Below are 16,181 nucleotides of genomic sequence, written 5' to 3'. Positions count from 1 at the left end.
GCTTGCATGGCATGCAAGAGGTCAGGGGTTCGATCCCCCTAGGCTCCACCAACCCCATACAGATCAACATGTTGGCTGAACATTCGAGTGATGTGGCACACAGGTGTGACACAAGATACCCTATGGAAGCAGGGTATCGGACACTCGTCCGGCATCCTTGAGCGAGATGGTCAGATGACGGGTTCGAGCCCTTTGCGCCGGATCAGGCCGGCGCGGTATTGGCAGCGCGTGGCCTGTTTCGGACTTTGGGCGACCGGCTGAGGTGCCGCGCGGTGCCCGACCGCCGGGTGGGCGTAGCAACGAATGTGGATCGCGCTTTATGTTCGCCAAATACCTCTTTGCTATCATCAGCTTGATACGCCCGCAAAAGCGCCCGCCCGAGGGGGCGGTCGGGCGCTGCGCGGCGGCGCGTTCCGCGCCTTGATTCCGCGCTGGGGGTGCAAAACGAGCGCCCGCTTCGTCCCGCATTGCGGCCTCTCGAACTTCGCCCCGGATAACCGCGGGCACACCGGAAGCAGACTGGGAACTTTTTGTCAGGTGGTGACCACTTGCCGCGAGAGCGGCGGAATAACAGTAAGCGTCAGCAGTCGGGGCACGTCGGTGCAGGACACCGTGACCTCGAGTTTGCAAATCCCGCTTTCTGCAAATTCTGTTGCAAAACCGATAGTTAGCGACTGTGCGGACGCTGATTCACACCCCTTTGGAACAAGGGCGGCAGAACAGCCTGTTGTGGCACAATGCGCCTCAGCGTTCTTGAATTGTCTTGCGGGGCTGGAATGAAAGCCGCATCTGTTTTTCCGTCTCGATAAGAGCAAAGAACGCGACACCGATCAGGACGATCAGGGCGCCCTCGGCTAGGGGCACCGCCTCGGTTCCGAAAATCCGTTGAAGGGGCGGGAGATAGGTGATTGCAAATTGCGCGCCCGTTACGGCGATCACGCAAGCCCAAACGATGCGTGTTCCGCGGGCCGCTGCCCATGTGAGCGAGGTGCCGTGAATGTTGCGGATGAAGAAGAGGTGGAAGATCTCGAGAACCACAAGCGTGTTCATCGCGATCGTCTGGGCAAGCGCGACGGGATAGCCCTTGTCGATGGCGTAGAAATACATTCCGAAGATCGCCATCAGGAATAGCGTCGAGACAAGTACGAGATGCCATGCAAGCCCGCCCGAAAGTAATGGCTCGCCCCGCGGGCGTGGTGGCCGGCGCATGGTGCCTGGCTCGGGCGGCTCGAATGCGAGCGCGAGGCCCAGGGTGACGGCCGTGATCAGGTTGATCCACAGGATCTGCACCGCCGTGATCGGCAGTGACATGCCTGCAAAGAGGGCGACAATGATGGTCATCGCCTCGCCTGCGTTGGTGGGCAGCGTCCAGCTTATGACCTTCTTGATGTTGTCATAAACGGTGCGCCCCTCGCGCACCGCCGCGGCAATAGAGGCGAAATTGTCGTCTGCAAGCACCAGTTCGGCGGCCTCCTTGGCCGCTGCGCTACCCTTTAGCCCCATCGCGATGCCCGCGTCCGCGCGCTTGAGCGCGGGGGCATCGTTGACCCCGTCGCCGGTCATCGCCACCGTCAGCCCGCGCGATTGCAGCGCGGTGACCAGCCTGAGCTTGTCCGCGGGCGAGGTGCGGGCGAAAATGTCGGTATTCGCCGCCGCGTCAGCGAGGGCCGCATCGTCCATCGCCTCGAGTTCCGCGCCGGTCAGCACGCGGTCGTGGTTTCGCAACCCGATCTGTCCGGCGATGGCGCGCGCGGTGGCGCCGTGATCGCCGGTGATCATCTTTACGCGGATGCCGGCGGCGTGACACTCGGCCACCGCTGCGATCGCTTCGGCGCGGGGCGGGTCGATGAGGCCGACAAGGGCGACAACGGTGAGTTTCCCGGTCAGGTCGTCGGGGCTGAGAGAGCCTTGCTGCGGGTCCACCTCGCGCGTGGCCAGGGCGATCACCCTCTGTCCCCCGGCGGCGAGCGTCTCGACCGCGCGTTGCCAATGATCGGCATCCAGTTGTGCCGTCCCGTTCTCCCGTGTGCGCTGGCTGCTGCACAGCGCGAGCACTGCCTCGGGAGCCCCCTTGACGTGGATGCAAGCGCGCCCTGCGCCGTCATGGTCGAGCGTCGCCATGTAGCGGTGCATGGCATCGAAGGGAATGGTATCGCGGCGCGTCCAGTCGCCGAAGGGCGTGGCTCCGTCGCTGGTGATCTTGCCCGCAAGCGCCAAGAGCGCGCCTTCCATCGGGTCGCCCTCCACGCGCCAGCCGCTCTCCGCGCCGCGCAGCATCGCATCGTTGCACCGTGCCGCCACGCGGGCAACCTCCTGCACGATTGCGGCCGGTTCCTCGCCCTCACCGGGCGTGCTCAGCACGCCCTCGGGCGCATAACCCTGGCCTGTCACCTTGTGGACGTGGTCGGCAGTGGCCAGCGTTGCGGCCATCATCTCGTTGCGGGTGAGAGTGCCGGTCTTGTCGGTGCAGATCACCGAGACGGAGCCCAGCGTCTCGATCGCCGGCAGGCGGCGGACGATGGCGTTGCGGCGGGCCATGGCCTGCACGCCGACAGCCAGCGTTATGGTGAGCACCGCCGGCAGGCCCTCGGGGATGGCCGCGACCGACAGACCGACCACAGCCATGAACAAATCGGCAAAGCCCATGTGACCCACAAAATAGCCGTAACTCAACAAGGTTCCGGCGACGATCAGGATGAAAACCGTCAGCCACCGCGCGAAACGGTCAATTTGCGCTACCAGCGGCGTGGTCAGTACCTTGACCCCACTCAGCATGCCGCTGATGTGCCCGATTTGCGTCCGTGTACCTGTGGCCGTAACCACACCGCGCCCTGTGCCCGCAGCGACAAGCGTGCCGGAAAACAGCATCGAGCCCTGATCGCCAAGCGGGGCATCCGTGTCCACCGGCGCGGTGCCCTTGTCCACCGGCACGGACTCACCGGTAAGGATTGCTTCCTCGGCCTTGAGGCCGCTGGCGAGGATCAGCCGCAGGTCAGCGGGCACGCGGTCGCCCGCCTCGACCAGAACGATGTCGCCCGGCACCAGATCAGCGGCATCAACGCTGACGCGCGTCCCATCGCGAAGTACTGCGGACCGTGGGGCCAGCATATCGCGAAGCGCCGCCATCGCCTGCTCTGCGCGGCCCTCTTGCAAGAAACCGATCACTGCGTTGGCGAAGACAACGGCGAGGATCACGGATGTATCAACCCAATGCGCGAGCGCCGCCGTGACCCCTGCCGAGACGATCAGAACATAGATCAGGACGTTGTGGAAATGTGCGAGGAAGCGCAGGGCCGGGTTGCGTCTGCGCGGCTCCGGCAAGCGGTTTGGCCCATGCCGGACCAGCCTGCTGGCCGCCTCTTCGCCGCTCAACCCTGCCGTCGTTGTGCCAAGCTCTTCAAGCGCGCTCTCGAATGTCCTGTCGTACATGGGGCTCCCTGGAATTTGACCGATTATCTGGCGGCCGGGCTGCGACACCACCAAATCGACCATACATAACGGTTGATTACGATGATTTGACACAGATCACTGTCAATGCCGCCAATGAGAGCGAAACCCGGGCGAGCGGCTATGGCGGTCAGGACTTACCGCGTTCGGACCAGACAGGATGGTGCCACGTCGAACCAGCGCGGTCTGCGACGGCAGAATGCGGGCCGGACCGGTTTCATGATGCGCCAGCCCCTCGACAGTGTGCCGCCGTCAGACTTCCCGCTCGCCAACCGGCTTTTTTGCACAAGTTCCGTGGGGGATGGCAAGCGCCGTGTGCTCACGCCATCATCGCCGCCGGGTTCCGGTAGTCTTCCTGTTTCGTCAGCATGGCCCAAAGGGCGCGCGCCATCTTGTTCGCCAGCGCAATCGCGGCGACCATACGAAGCTTGCGGGCCAGCAGGCGCTTGAGCCAGTCGTTGAACCAGACCGGGTTTACCGGAGACGTTGGAGTTCGTCACTCAGCGGCGATCTTAGCCGTGAGTTCTGCGTTGTGGAAGTTCCTTTCTGCCGTTGCGGGTGAGATACATCGGAGCGGGCCGTATAGGCGTTTTTCATTGTACCAATGTACCCAGCCCACCGTCGCGAACTCGACGTCTTTCTTGCCGCTCCACGGACCCTCGTGCTCGATGACCTCGGCCTTGTACAAGCCGTTGATGGTCTCGGCGAGAGCGTTGTCATAACTGTCGCCCACGCTGCCGACCGTGGCCCCGACCTTCGCCTCGCGTCGGCATCCGCCGCATCGTTCTTCTGGCGCTTGACGAACGGCTTCACATAGATCGGCGGGATCAGGCAGGCTTCATGCCCAGCTTCTCGAACTCGCGACCCCAGCCGTGCGCCGTCGCGCAGGCCTCCATGGCGATGACGCACCTTGAGTGCTGCGCCACGAAGGCCACGAACTGAGTGCGCGAAAGTTTCTTGCGGAATACGACCGATCCGTCGTTGCGCGCCGCATGCAGCTGGAAGACCCGCTTTGCCAAATCGATGCCGATGATAGTAGCTTCGAACACCCGACTGCACGTCTCACGGGCTGAGGAAGGCTTGTGCTACGCGTTTGGCTGAGGCAGGGGCATCAGAGCGCGAGATCATGGCTTGGACGGGTCACTCGTCGCCGCAGATGGTTCAGATATACGCTAGCAAGGCCCGGCGCGGCCTCATGGCTGATCAGGGCCTTGCGAAGCTGATACGGAACGAAACGGGTTCGGGAATTGACGAACCCAACAGCAACGGTTCGACAAAATGAGCAGAAAAAATAATGAAAACAGTATTCAAGAGGGTGAGGTGGCGGACCGAGGAGGATTCGAACCCCCGACCCCCTGATTCGTAGTCAGGTACTCTATCCAGCTGAGCTATCGGTCCGTGAGGGCGGGGTGTAGACTCTGGCATTTCTCATTGCAAGGGGTATTTGCCCGAAATTCCCGCCCCGGTCCGGCTGGCGCCGCGGTCTATTTCGGCAGGCACAGGGCGAAGGCGGTGCCGTTTTCGTCGCTGCGCTCAAGCTTCAGCGTGCCGCCGTGGCCGCGCACCAATTCCTGCGCGATGACAAGGCCCAGACCGGTACCGCCCTTGCGTGCACCGCCCTGGAACGGGGTGAAGAGGTTTTCACGCGCCTTGGGCGGCAGGCCCGGCCCGGTATCGGTGACATGGATGATCCAGCTTTCGCTGTCCTCGTCGGCGGACACGGCTATCTCGCCGGGCTTACCGGTCTGCGCGATGGCCTGGCGGGCATTGCGCACGAGGTTCGACAGCACCCGGTGCAACTGCTCGGCATCGGCACGCACCACCATCGTGGCGGGGATGTCGGCGCTCAGGCTGATGTCCTCGTCGCCCAGCGACAGCCGCTCGCTGTCGAGCACATCCTCGACCACCTCTCCCAGGGCCAGCCGCGACAACCGCGGCGGTGCCTCCTCGGCCTTGCCGAAGGCCAGGGTCGACTCGCACAGGTGCATCGCGCGGCTGATCGAGCCGACCAACTTAGGCGCCAGCCGCTTCACGCCCGGGTCTTCCGATGCCTCGATCCGGTCGGTGAACAGTTGCGCGCTGGTCAGGATGTTGCGCAGATCGTGGCTGATCTTGGCCACGGCGCTGCCCAGTTGCGCCAGCCTCTCCTTCTGTTTCAGCGCCCCGGTCAGTTCGGTTTGCAACCCGTGCAATGCGTCTTCGGCCTCGCGCAGCTCGGTGATACCGGAACTGGGGGTGATGATGCGGCGCGGATCTTCGGGGTTCTCGGCATAGCTGATCATGGCGCTGGTGACGCGGTGAATCGGCATCACCAGCAAGCGGCTGACCGCGATGAACAGCAATCCCGCCGTGACCACGGAAATGACGCCGGCCAGCACCAGGATGCGCAGGCCGTAGTCGATCATCGCCGATCGAAGCGGCAGGGCCTCCATCGTGACTTCGATCAGACTGCCCCCCTCGCGCACGGGGTAGCCGATCACCCGGACCACGCGCGGTTCGGGATCGAACAGGCAGGCCACGGCGTCGCGGATCAGGGTCCAGGGCCCCGCCTCGCGCAGGTCGAAGGTTTGCTCCACCGGGCGCGGCATCGGTGAAGACAGCATCAGTTGGCGCGCCTCGTCGCGGCGCAGGACGACGTTGAACACCTCGGCGTTGCGCAGCAGTTCCTCTTCCAGGTCGGACGAGATCATGTCGTCGGCCAGCAGCGCCAGCGACGCGATCTGCGCGCGTTCCAGCCGCGACAGAAGGTAATCCTCACGGAACCGCGCCACCGAGGGCACGAAGATGAACACCTCGGCCAGCATCACGAAGATGACCGTCAGAACAAGAAACCGGCCTGAAAGCGTGTTGAGCATCCTGCCTCCCGCTTTGCGCGCGTCCGCGTTCAAGGCAACCAGCGTTGCACCAGCCGCACGACGCGCTTGAGGCTGGGGTTATCAAACAGCCGGGGCGAGAAATAGGCCCCTGCGGCGCGCTTGTTGATTTCGGCGATGGTCGGGTAGGGCGCGACCATGGCGGCGATTCGCGACATCTTCATGCGGTTTGCGATGGCCATCGACCACAGCGCCACCAACTCGCCCGCCTGGTGGCCAGCGATGCCCACGCCCACGGGGCGGCCGCGCATCACCATTACCTTGATCCGGCCGTCACGCTGCCCGATGGCGGTGGCGCGGTCGTTCTCGGCATAGTCGAAGCGCACCACTTCCAACCCTGCGCCGTATTTCTCGCGCGCCTGTGCCTCGGTCAGGCCGACCTGCGCCAGTTCCGGGTCGGTGTAGGTGGCCCAGGGGATGTGCGCGGTGCTTTCGCGCGCCGGAAGTGCCAGCAACGCCTGCCGGATCACCAGCCCGGCGTGGTAGTTTGCCATGTGGGTGAACTGCAACCCGCCGGCGACGTCGCCGATGGCAAAGACGCGGGCGTTGGTGGTGCTGCGCAGCCGGGCGTCAACCTTGATGCCGGCGCGCGTCGTCGCGATGCCCGCCTTGTCGAGGTCGAGCTTGTCGATGTTGGGGCGCCGGCCCACGGCCATCAACAGGTGCGAGCCCCTGAACACCCTTCCATCCTTGGCTGCGACCTCGATCGCGCCGGCCTTGCCGCGGATTTCCTCGACCATGGCGTCCTCCGCCACATCGATGCCTTCACCGCGCAGGCGCTCCAGCACCATCGCGGCCAGTTCCGGGTCGTCCTTGCCGAGCGCCTTGAGCCCTTCGATCACCGTTACCTCGCAACCCAGCCGGCGATGCGCCTGCGCCATCTCCATGCCGATCGGCCCGCCGCCGACGACCAGCAGGTGCGCGGGCCGCTCGCGCAGCTCGAACAGCGTCTCGTTGGTCAGGTAGGGCACGCCGTCAAGCCCCGGGATCGGCGGCACCAGCGGCGACGATCCGGTGGCGACGACAATGCGGCGGGCGTTGATCACCTGTTCGCCCGCCTGCACCGTGCGCGGCCCGATGAAGCGACCCCAGTCGCGGATCACGCGCACGCCAAGGCCCTCGAACCGCTCCTGGCTGTCGTTGGGCGCGATAGTGTCGATGACGCCGGCGACGTAATCCTTGGCGGCGGCGTAATCCACCTGCGGCGCGACCGGCGTGACCCCCATCGCGGCGCCGGCCCGCATGGCATGCGCGGCGTGCCCGGCGGCGAGCAGCGCCTTGGAGGGAACGCAGCCGTAGTTGAGGCAGTCGCCCCCCATCTCGCCGCCCTCCAGCAAGGTGACACCGGCGCCCATCTGCGCCGCCCCCGCGGCAACCGACAGCCCGCCCGAGCCCGCACCGATGACCAGAAGATCCGTCTTGATCTGCGTCATTACAGTCCCTTTCGCCCGCGCACGGCCCTCAGCACGATCGGCAGCGCCGCCAATGCGCACAGCCCCAGGATCGGCAACAGGATATGGGGCTCGAAGATCACCCCCATGTCAGGCGTTTCGCCACGGGCAAACACCTTGCCCAGGCCCGCCCCCACCGACGTATAGACCAGAGCGCCGGGAATGATGCCCAGAAATGTGGATATGGCAAAGCGCCACAGCCCGACCCCGACCAGCGCCGGGACGATGTTGGCGACAAAAAACGGCACCGCCGGCACCAGCCGGATCAGGAACAGCATCGACCACTGGTTCTTGTCGATGCCGTCCTTCATGCGCTTGATCGTGCCGGCGCCTGCGTCCATCCGCGCCGCCAGCCGGTCGCCCAGCCCCCAGCGGGCGGCCAGGTAGATACCGATCGCGCCCAGCGTCGCCGCGCCCACGTTGAACAGCACCCCCGGAAATGTCGAGAACAGGAAGCCGCCGGTGAGCGTGGCCACCGTCGCACCCGGCAATGAGAAGGCCACGATCACGACATAGGTCGCCATGAAGGCCAGCACCGTCAGCGCGTAATGTGCATCACGGAAGGCCAGCAACGCCTCGCGATTATCGCGCAGCGCGTCAAAGGTGACGTGATCGCGCAGCAGGAACGTGCCCACCGCGGCCACGGCCAGCACGACGAGCAGCGGCAATCGGCGCCAAGGGCCAGGCCGCGCGGCGCGATTGATGGCCCGTCTCTCGGGCGAGGCAAGGGGCGTGTTGCTGCGGTCGGCCATGAGTGCGGATACCCCGTTTCTGCGCATTCCTTCGTTCCGAGTGAACATGCGGTGTTTCGCACCGCGTTGATAGGGGCTTCACGGCGCCTTGATCCGGGGTGACCATCGCGGTCACCTCGGGACGAAACTGTAACAATAGGCCGCCCGCACGCGTTTCGGCGAAAATCGGTGCGCGCAGGTTTGACTTATCCCGCGCCCGCGCCTATAGGGCGGGTTTGAAGTTTACTGGCTCGGGCGGCATGATCCGCACCCGCACCCGGCCGCAGTATCTGGAGACGGAGCGATGAAGCGCACCTTTCAACCCTCGAACCGTGTTCGCAAGAACCGGCACGGCTTTCGCGCGCGCATGGCCACCAAGGCCGGCCGCAAGATCCTGAACGCTCGCCGCGCCCGCGGCCGCAAGAATCTGAGCGCCTGACCGCACGGATCGATTCGGACATGATACCGCCGGAGGCCCCCACGGATGGCAGCGCCAGCCGGGGAAACGCGCCCCCGGCGGTATCTGCATGTCTGCACCCCTTGCGGCACCGGGCTGATTTCCTGCGCGCAGCGCGCAGCGCGCGGCAGGGCACCCCGGCCATGATGGTGCAGGCACGCAAGCGACCCGAGGGCGAGGCCGGCGATGCCATCCGAGTCGGGTTCACCTGCTCGAAAAAGGTTGGCAACGCGGTGGCGCGCAACCGCGCCAAGCGCCGCCTGCGCGAAGTGGCGCGGCTGGAACTGCCCGCCCACGGGCGACCCGGCTGGGATTATGTCCTGATCGGGCGTCGCGACGTCACCGCAACACGCCCCTTCGACGATCTGCGCCGCGACCTGGTGCGCGCCCTCGACAAACTGCACGGGGGCCGGGCATGACGCCGCTGGCCCATATCGTGGCCCTGCCGGTGCGCGCCTACCGGCTGCTTTTCAGCCCGTGGGTGGGGCACGGCTGCCGCTATCAGCCCACTTGCAGCGCCTATGCGCTGGAGGCGCTGCAAAAGCACGGCGCCATCAGGGGCACTTGGCTGGCCGCGCGACGCATCGGGCGCTGTCATCCGTGGGGCGGACATGGCGTGGACAACGTCCCCGATTGAGGTCGGGCGGCTTCAGAACCCCTGAAAGTCCTCCTGCGTCGTGCCTTCTGGTTTCTGCGCGGGTTTGATCTTCTTCCAGGTTCCTGCCGTGCCGTCGTGAAACCGGATCACGCCCGTGGTCCCGAAAGGCGCATCGTCCAGCCCCTCGGGCGGAGCCACGAGCACCGCGAAAGGTCGCTCTGTCTGGGGGCCCCCATCCGCCGAGAACAGCCCCAGTTCGTTGCCTTTCCAGTAGGGAATACCCGAATACGCGCCGATCAGGTGCCCGGGGCTGCCCTGCCAGCCTGGCTTGCCGGTGAACCACGGGATCACCACACGCAGCTTGCCGCTGCCGTGCTCCGCGGTGATCTCGAAGTTCAGGATGGAGCGTTCGTCCTTGTCGACCATCATCGCCTCCCTGCCGGCCAATGTCGCGAACATACCACACAGCCAGCCGCGACGATTTGATCTACCTCAGCCTGTCGTGATCTTGCGGCAAACCGCGGCGCCCTGTAATCATGCACCATGCTGGACAATGCCGACGATATTCATCCGCTCTTTCATGGGGCACCGAAAACCACGGAGTTCAAGAAACTCCGCAAACGGATCGTGCAGAACGCGCGCGAGGCCATCGACCAGTACGGCATGGTTGACCGCGCCGCGGCGGATCGGCCCCGGTGGCTGATCTGCATGTCGGGTGGCAAGGACAGCTACACCCTGCTGGCAGTGCTGCACGAGTTGCAGTGGCGCGGGCTTTTGCCGGTCGATCTGCTGGCCTGCAACCTCGACCAGGGGCAGCCGGGATTCCCGGCAACCGTGCTGCCAGAGTTCCTCGAACGCATGGGCGTGCCGCACCGGATCGAGTACCAGGACACCTACAGCGTGGTTGTCGACAAGGTGCCACAGGGGCGCACCTACTGCGCACTGTGCTCGCGGCTCAGGCGCGGGCATCTCTACCGCATCGCGCGCGAAGAAGGGTGCTCGGCCGTGGTGCTGGGCCATCACCGCGATGACATCCTGGAGACCTTCTTCATGAACCTCTTTCACGGCGGACGGCTGGCCACGATGCCGCCCAAGCTGGTCAACGAAGAGGGGGATCTGTTCGTCTATCGCCCGCTGGCCCATGTGGCCGAGGCCGATTGCGAGAAATTCGCTCGCGCCATGGCCTACCCCATCATCCCCTGTGATCTGTGCGGCAGCCAGGACGGGCTGCAACGTCAGCAGGTCAAGGCGATCCTCGACCAGTGGGAAAAGAACAACCCCGGACGCCGGCAGGTGATGTTCCGCGCGCTAATGAACACGCGGCCCTCGCACCTGCTGGACCCGGCGCTGTTCGACTTCGCCGGCCTGACGCTCGGGTCGGAACAGGTTGAAGAAAACCCGGTCGAAATTCCACGTTTGCGTTAAATCCCCGTTGACGATGTTCTCCTAGCGTTCTTCGGCATGACAGCCGGGGACCGCCTTGATGACAGCCCGCGATATCGCCACACGGACAGGACGCCGCCGCGTCGGGGCGGCCCTGCGCGGGCCTCAGGCACTGGCCTTCATGCCGGCGCTGTCGCTGGGCGCGTTCTGGTTCGGGGGCGAGGCATGGCTGCTGGCCACCGCGCTCGGGTTGCCTGCGCTCCATGCGCTCGCGGGCAGTTTCGCCATCTCCGACACTTCCGACGACGGCGCGCCGCGCCACAACCGGGCACGGGTAGAGGCCACGCTCGCCGACACGCTGCGCGAGGCCGGTGAAGGCGGCAACGCCACGGCGTGCCTGATGATGGCCATGGACGACGCCGACCACCTGGCGCGCGACCACGGCGCAAGCGCGCGCGACACCGTGATGGAACGCTGCCTGGCGCGCCTGCCCGGCGCCTTGCGACAGGCCGACCGGATGTTCGCGCTGCCCCGCGGCCACGTTGCCGTGGTCCTTGCGCCGGTACCGCGGCTCGACCTCGAAACGATGATACAGCTCTCGGCCCGGGTCCAGACCGCGCTGGAAGAACCCGTCTCGATCGACGCGACCGCGGTCGCCGCGTCGTGGTCGGTGGGGTTCTGCACCGCGGCGCGCAACCCGGGCGCCGGCGCTGCCGATCTGCTAAGCGCCGCCGAGGCTGCGCTCGCCGATGCGCGCCGCAATGGCCCGTCGGCGATCCGTGCGCATTCCGGCGCCATGCCTGCGCCGGCAGCGATCGGCGCACAACTGCGCGACGATGCGGCGCACGGGTTGGAAACCGGGCAGTTTCGGCCATGGTTCCAGCCGCAGATCTCGACCGATACCGGGCATGTCAGCGGGTTCGAGGCGCTGGCGCGCTGGCACCACCCGAGGCGCGGCATGATCCCACCGGCGGACTTTCTGCCGGTGCTCGAGGAAACCGGCAACCTCGAAAGGCTGGCGCAGGAAATGGTGACCCGCTCGCTGGAGGCGCTGCGGCACTGGGATGGCGAGGGGCTCGACGTGCCCTGTGTCGCGGTGAACTTCGCCGGCGCGGACCTGCGCGATCCGCGCCTCGTCGATCGCATCGCATGGGAACTCGACCGCTTCGACCTACCGCCGCGGCGCCTGACCGTCGAGGTTCTGGAAACGGTTGTCATCCCGGCCTCGGACGACGTGGTGACCCGCAACATCAGCGCCTTGGCCGATCTCGGTTGCGCCATCGACCTTGACGATTTCGGCACCGGCCACGCCTCGATCGCCTCGATCAGACGGTTCCAGGTGAGCCGGCTCAAGATCGACCGGTCCTTCGTCACACGGATCGACCGTGACGCCGATCAGCAGCGCATGCTGTCGGCCATGCTGACCATGGCCGACCAGCTCGGGCTCGACACGCTCGCCGAGGGCGTGGAAACCGCCGGCGAACACGCGGTTGTTGCCCAGCTCGGTTGCGGTTTCGTGCAGGGGTTCGGCATCGCCCGGCCAATGCCGATCGAGCAGACATCAGGCTGGATCAGGCACCACGCAGGCGCGGTCGGAACGCTGCCGCGGATCGGCCGGGCAACCGGCTGACACCGGCCGCCCGGCGCCGCCGAACGCCCTTGTTTCCCGATATTCCGCTTGACGTTTGGTGACACACTCTGTTGAACCGGCCTGACCTTGGAATGAACAGGCTGCACCCGATATGGATGATCAGAACAAAAACCTCATTCTGGCAACGGCGCTCAGTTTCGCGGTGATCCTGATCTGGTTCGTCCTGTTCCCGCCGCCCGAGCCGGAGCCGGTCGATCCCAATGCCCCGCTCGAAAGCGTTGAAGGCGACGCGCGCACCCCACAGCCATCCGAAACCGCGCCGGCCGAAAGCCCGACCGGCCCCACGCAGCAGGGTGCTGTTTCGGTCGCCGACAGCCCGCGAATCGAGATCGACACGCCGCGCGTGGCGGGTTCCATCGCGCTGCTCGGAGGACGCATCGACGAGCTGTCGCTCAAGGATTACCGCGAGACGATCGAACCCGACTCGGATATCGTCAGCGTCCTGTCGCCGCGCGGGTCGCAAAACCCCTACTACGCGCTCTATGGCTGGGCGCCCGGCACCGGCCTGTCGCTGGACCAGGTGCCCGGGGCGAACACCGAGTGGCGCGTGGAACGGGGTGACGTCCTGACCCCTGAAAGCCCTGTCACGCTGGTCTGGGAGAACGGCGAGGGGCTTGTTTTCAGGCGCAAGATCGCGATCGACCGGAATTTCATGTTCTCGGTAACCCAAAGCGTCGAGAATACCGGCGCACAGACCGTCACCCTGGCCCCCTATGGCATCCTGACCCGCCACGGCGAACCGCCCGACCTCAAGAACTTCTTCATCCTGCACGAAGGCCTGATCGCCATGGCCGATGGCGAACTGACCGAAACCGGGTATTCGAGCATGCCCGATTTCGACTACAACGACCGCGAAGGCGCGCGCGCCGAGGTCACGCAGGTTAACGAGGGCGGCTGGATCGGTTTTACCGATCACTACTGGATGTCGACGCTGATCCCCGAGGCGGGTACGCCCTTCAAGGCGGTGGCAAAGTACGACCCACGCGGCGAAACCTACCAGACCGAGGCGGTGCTCCCCACCCAAACCATCGCCTCCGGCGACACCGCCACCGCGCGCACGCGCCTGTTCGCCGGCGCCAAGGAATGGGCCACCATCCGCGCTTATGAAAACGAGGGCGGGGTGCAGAAGTTCCTCGATTCCATCGACTGGGGCTGGTTCTTTTTCCTGACCAAGCCGATCTTCGCCGTGCTGCACTGGCTCAACGTGACGCTGACCGACATGGGCATCGTCGGCAGCATGGGCTGGGCCATCATCGGCCTGACCCTCCTGATCAAGGCCATCCTGTTTCCGCTTGCGTACAAGTCCTATGTCTCGATGGCGAAGATGAAGGAACTTCAGCCCAAGATGGAGGAAATCAAGCAGTCCGTCGGTGACGACCGCCAGAAGCTGCAGCAGGAGATGATGGAGCTTTACAAGAAGGAAAAGGTCAACCCGGCCTCGGGGTGTCTGCCGATCCTGTTGCAGATCCCGATCTTTTTCTCGCTCTACAAGGTGATTTTCGTCACGCTCGAGCTGCGTCACGCGCCCTGGGTGGGCTGGATCAGGGATCTCAGCGCCCCCGACCCGTCGTCGATATTCAACCTCTTCGGCATCCTGCCATGGGCCGCGCCCGAGCCCAACTCGATCTTGGCGCTGCTGTTCATCGGCGTCATGCCGATCTGCCTGGGCGTATCGATGTTCCTGCAGCAAAAGCTCAATCCGGCCCCCACCGACGCAACGCAGAAGATGATATTCGCCTGGATGCCGTGGGTGTTCATGTTCATGCTCGGAAGCTTTGCCAGCGGTCTGGTGCTTTACTGGATCGCGAACAACATCATCACTTTCTCGCAACAATACCTGATCATGCGCAGCCAGGGCTACAAACCCGACGTGTTCGGCAACATCATTTCGAGCTTCCGCAAGAAGGCCCCGGACGAGGACGGGAAATGACACCACCTGCCGCGCATCCCGGCGGCGTGGCAGGGGCCGGCGCATGACGCTGCCCTTCCCACTCGCCCCCGAGCCGGATGCCGCCACGGCAGAGGCCGGGCGGCGCCTGTTCGCGGGTCCGACCGAATTTCTCAAAGGCGTGGTCGCCATGTCCGGCCTGCCCCCGGCCGATCGGCTTGAAATCTGTTTCGCCGGTCGCTCCAACGTTGGAAAGTCAAGCCTTATCAATGCGCTCACCGGCCGCAAGGCGCTTGCGCGCGCCTCCAACACCCCCGGCCGCACCCAGGAGATCAATTTCTTCACCCTCACCGACAGCCACTACCTGGTCGACCTGCCCGGTTACGGCTATGCCAACGCGCCGGTGGCGGTGGTGGAGAAATGGCAGCGGCTGCTCAAGCAGTATCTGTCCGGGCGCCAGACATTGCGCCGCGCTTTCGTGCTGATCGACGCGCGCCACGGCGTGAAGCCGGTGGACGAGGAAATCCTTGCGCTGCTCGACAGCGCCGCGGTCACGTTCCAGGCGGTCCTGACCAAGGCCGACAAGGTCAAGCGCGCCGATCGCGATGCCGTCCTGACACGGGTGCGCCAGGCGCTGGCCGTGCACCCGGCGGCCTTTCCCGAAATCGTGATGACATCCAGCGAAACGGGCACCGGCATCGCCACGTTGCGCAGCATCATCGCAACCATGGCATGAGCCGCACTCTCCTCGGTGCCCTTGGCAGCGCCCGCCCGAGCCGCTAACAGGGGGCACCGTGCGAGGGAACAAGGGATGAGAACGCAGAAAATGAATCGCGACTGGATCGCCACCGCCCGCACGCTTTCCGAGGCGCTGCCGTATCTGCAACGCTACGCCGGCGCCATCGTGGTGATCAAGTTCGGTGGCCATGCCATGGGCGACGACGCCGCGATGGAAACCTTTGCGCGCGATATCGTGCTGATGCGACAGGTCGGCGTGAACCCTGTCTTGGTGCATGGCGGCGGCCCGATGATCAACGCGATGTTGAAACAGTTGCATATCGAATCGCACTTCGTGGACGGCAAGCGGGTCACCGACGAGGCCACGATGAACGTGGTGGAAATGGTCCTGTCGGGGCGGGTGAATAAACGCATCGTCCAGGCGATCAACGACCAGGGCGGTCGTGCCATCGGCCTTTCGGGCAAGGATTCGCGGCTGATCACCTGCGACCAGACTGACCCGCGACTGGGCCTGGTGGGGACGCCCTCGGAAATCGACCCGTCCCTGCTGCACACGCTGTTCGACGCGGGCATCATCCCGGTCATCGCGCCCCTGGGCGCCGGGCGCCATGGCGAGACGTTCAACATCAACGGCGACACCGCCGCCGGCGCCATCGCTGCCGCGCTCAGGGCCGACCGGCTGCTACTGCTGACTGACGTGGACGGTGTCAGGGGCGCCGACGGCGAGGTCATGACCGACCTGACCGCCGACCAGATCCGCCAGATGACCGACGACGGCGTGATCGCGGGCGGCATGATCCCCAAGACCGAAACGGCACTCGCGGCGATCGAGGGCGGCGTGCGCGCGGTGGTCATCCTTGACGGGCGGGCGCCCAATTGCACCTTGCTGGAGCTGTTCACCGAACACGGTGCCGGGTCGCTGATCCGCAAGAGCTTTGACTGACGGCGCCGGAGGCGAAGCGTT

General features: G+C 65.3%; 13 protein-coding genes, 1 tRNA gene and 4 pseudogenes. 9 read left to right on the top strand and 9 right to left on the bottom strand.

What is annotated here, in order from left to right:
- Positions 1-744: 744 nt before the first annotated feature.
- The 4 genes and pseudogenes from Q0L89_RS08725 to Q0L89_RS08710 form a co-directional block, all read right to left on the bottom strand.
- Positions 745-3,429, bottom strand: coding sequence for a cation-transporting P-type ATPase (locus tag Q0L89_RS08725; RefSeq protein WP_296763896.1), 2,685 nt, complete (start codon positions 3,427-3,429; stop codon positions 745-747).
- Between the two features lie 337 nt (positions 3,430-3,766).
- Positions 3,767-3,901 (bottom strand): annotated as a pseudogene (locus Q0L89_RS08720) (IS110 family transposase); the annotation flags it as partial.
- A gap of 42 nt (positions 3,902-3,943) precedes the next feature.
- Positions 3,944-4,210 (bottom strand): annotated as a pseudogene (locus Q0L89_RS08715) (integrase core domain-containing protein); the annotation flags it as partial.
- A pseudogene (locus Q0L89_RS08710) lies at positions 4,210-4,496 on the bottom strand (transposase); the annotation flags it as partial. The pseudogenes Q0L89_RS08710 and Q0L89_RS08715, both read right to left, overlap by 1 nt.
- A 14-nt stretch (positions 4,497-4,510) precedes the next feature.
- Between Q0L89_RS08710 and Q0L89_RS08705 the strand changes: the two are divergent.
- A pseudogene (locus Q0L89_RS08705) lies at positions 4,511-4,729 on the top strand (site-specific integrase); the annotation flags it as partial.
- A 39-nt stretch (positions 4,730-4,768) separates the two neighbouring features.
- On the opposite strand, the gene Q0L89_RS08700 reads toward Q0L89_RS08705, so the two are convergent.
- From Q0L89_RS08700 to Q0L89_RS08685, 4 genes are all read right to left on the bottom strand, one after another.
- Positions 4,769-4,845: transfer RNA gene (locus Q0L89_RS08700), tRNA-Arg, on the bottom strand.
- A gap of 86 nt (positions 4,846-4,931) precedes the next feature.
- Positions 4,932-6,302: a HAMP domain-containing sensor histidine kinase gene (locus tag Q0L89_RS08695; RefSeq protein ID WP_296763892.1), complete on the bottom strand. Its 1,371-nt coding sequence runs from the start codon at positions 6,300-6,302 to the stop codon at positions 4,932-4,934.
- Positions 6,303-6,331: 29 nt separating this feature from the next.
- The gene (locus Q0L89_RS08690) at positions 6,332-7,753 is read right to left on the bottom strand and encodes an FAD-dependent oxidoreductase (RefSeq protein WP_296763889.1); all 1,422 of its coding nucleotides are present in this window, start codon (positions 7,751-7,753) and stop codon (positions 6,332-6,334) included.
- Positions 7,753-8,523, bottom strand: a complete 771-nt coding sequence (locus Q0L89_RS08685; RefSeq protein WP_296763885.1) for a TVP38/TMEM64 family protein — start codon at positions 8,521-8,523, stop codon at positions 7,753-7,755. Before Q0L89_RS08685 ends, Q0L89_RS08690 begins: the two co-directional genes overlap by 1 nt.
- Before the next feature lie 283 nt (positions 8,524-8,806).
- Here Q0L89_RS08685 and rpmH point away from each other — a divergent pair, with 283 nt between their 5' ends.
- The 3 genes from rpmH to yidD are packed head-to-tail and all read left to right on the top strand — an operon-like array spanning position 8,807 to position 9,596.
- Entirely contained in the window at positions 8,807-8,941 is a 135-nt protein-coding gene (rpmH, locus tag Q0L89_RS08680) for a 50S ribosomal protein L34 (RefSeq protein ID WP_296763883.1), read from the top strand.
- A gap of 20 nt (positions 8,942-8,961) precedes the next feature.
- Positions 8,962-9,378, top strand: a complete 417-nt coding sequence (gene rnpA / locus Q0L89_RS08675; RefSeq protein ID WP_296763880.1) for a ribonuclease P protein component — start codon at positions 8,962-8,964, stop codon at positions 9,376-9,378.
- Positions 9,375-9,596 carry a membrane protein insertion efficiency factor YidD gene (gene yidD / locus Q0L89_RS08670; protein WP_296763877.1) on the top strand — a complete coding sequence of 74 codons (222 nt, stop codon included), beginning with the start codon at positions 9,375-9,377 and terminating at the stop codon, positions 9,594-9,596. Before rnpA ends, yidD begins: the two co-directional genes overlap by 4 nt.
- A gap of 12 nt (positions 9,597-9,608) precedes the next feature.
- Here yidD and Q0L89_RS08665 read toward each other — a convergent pair whose 3' ends face one another.
- Entirely contained in the window at positions 9,609-9,983 is a 375-nt protein-coding gene (locus Q0L89_RS08665; protein ID WP_296763875.1) for a hypothetical protein, read from the bottom strand.
- Positions 9,984-10,100: 117 nt separating this feature from the next.
- Here Q0L89_RS08665 and ttcA point away from each other — a divergent pair, with 117 nt between their 5' ends.
- The 5 genes from ttcA (at position 10,101) to argB (ending at position 16,160) form a co-directional block, all read left to right on the top strand.
- A complete protein-coding gene (ttcA, locus tag Q0L89_RS08660; RefSeq protein WP_296763872.1) occupies positions 10,101-10,982 on the top strand; it encodes a tRNA 2-thiocytidine(32) synthetase TtcA in 882 nt (293 codons plus the stop codon).
- 58 nt (positions 10,983-11,040) lie between these two features.
- Positions 11,041-12,570 carry an EAL domain-containing protein gene (locus tag Q0L89_RS08655; protein ID WP_296763869.1) on the top strand — a complete coding sequence of 510 codons (1,530 nt, stop codon included), beginning with the start codon at positions 11,041-11,043 and terminating at the stop codon, positions 12,568-12,570.
- A 112-nt stretch (positions 12,571-12,682) separates the two neighbouring features.
- A complete protein-coding gene (gene yidC, locus Q0L89_RS08650; RefSeq protein WP_296763867.1) occupies positions 12,683-14,521 on the top strand; it encodes a membrane protein insertase YidC in 1,839 nt (612 codons plus the stop codon).
- A gap of 43 nt (positions 14,522-14,564) precedes the next feature.
- Positions 14,565-15,215, top strand: a complete 651-nt coding sequence (yihA, locus tag Q0L89_RS08645; protein ID WP_296763864.1) for a ribosome biogenesis GTP-binding protein YihA/YsxC — start codon at positions 14,565-14,567, stop codon at positions 15,213-15,215.
- Positions 15,216-15,290: 75 nt separating this feature from the next.
- Positions 15,291-16,160 carry an acetylglutamate kinase gene (gene argB / locus Q0L89_RS08640; RefSeq protein ID WP_296763862.1) on the top strand — a complete coding sequence of 290 codons (870 nt, stop codon included), beginning with the start codon at positions 15,291-15,293 and terminating at the stop codon, positions 16,158-16,160.
- Positions 16,161-16,181: the final 21 nt, after the last annotated feature.

The organism is Sediminimonas sp., assembly GCF_024637375.1.
Lineage (GTDB): Bacteria > Pseudomonadota > Alphaproteobacteria > Rhodobacterales > Rhodobacteraceae > Sediminimonas.
This window is presented reverse-complemented; position numbering and strand designations above follow the sequence as displayed.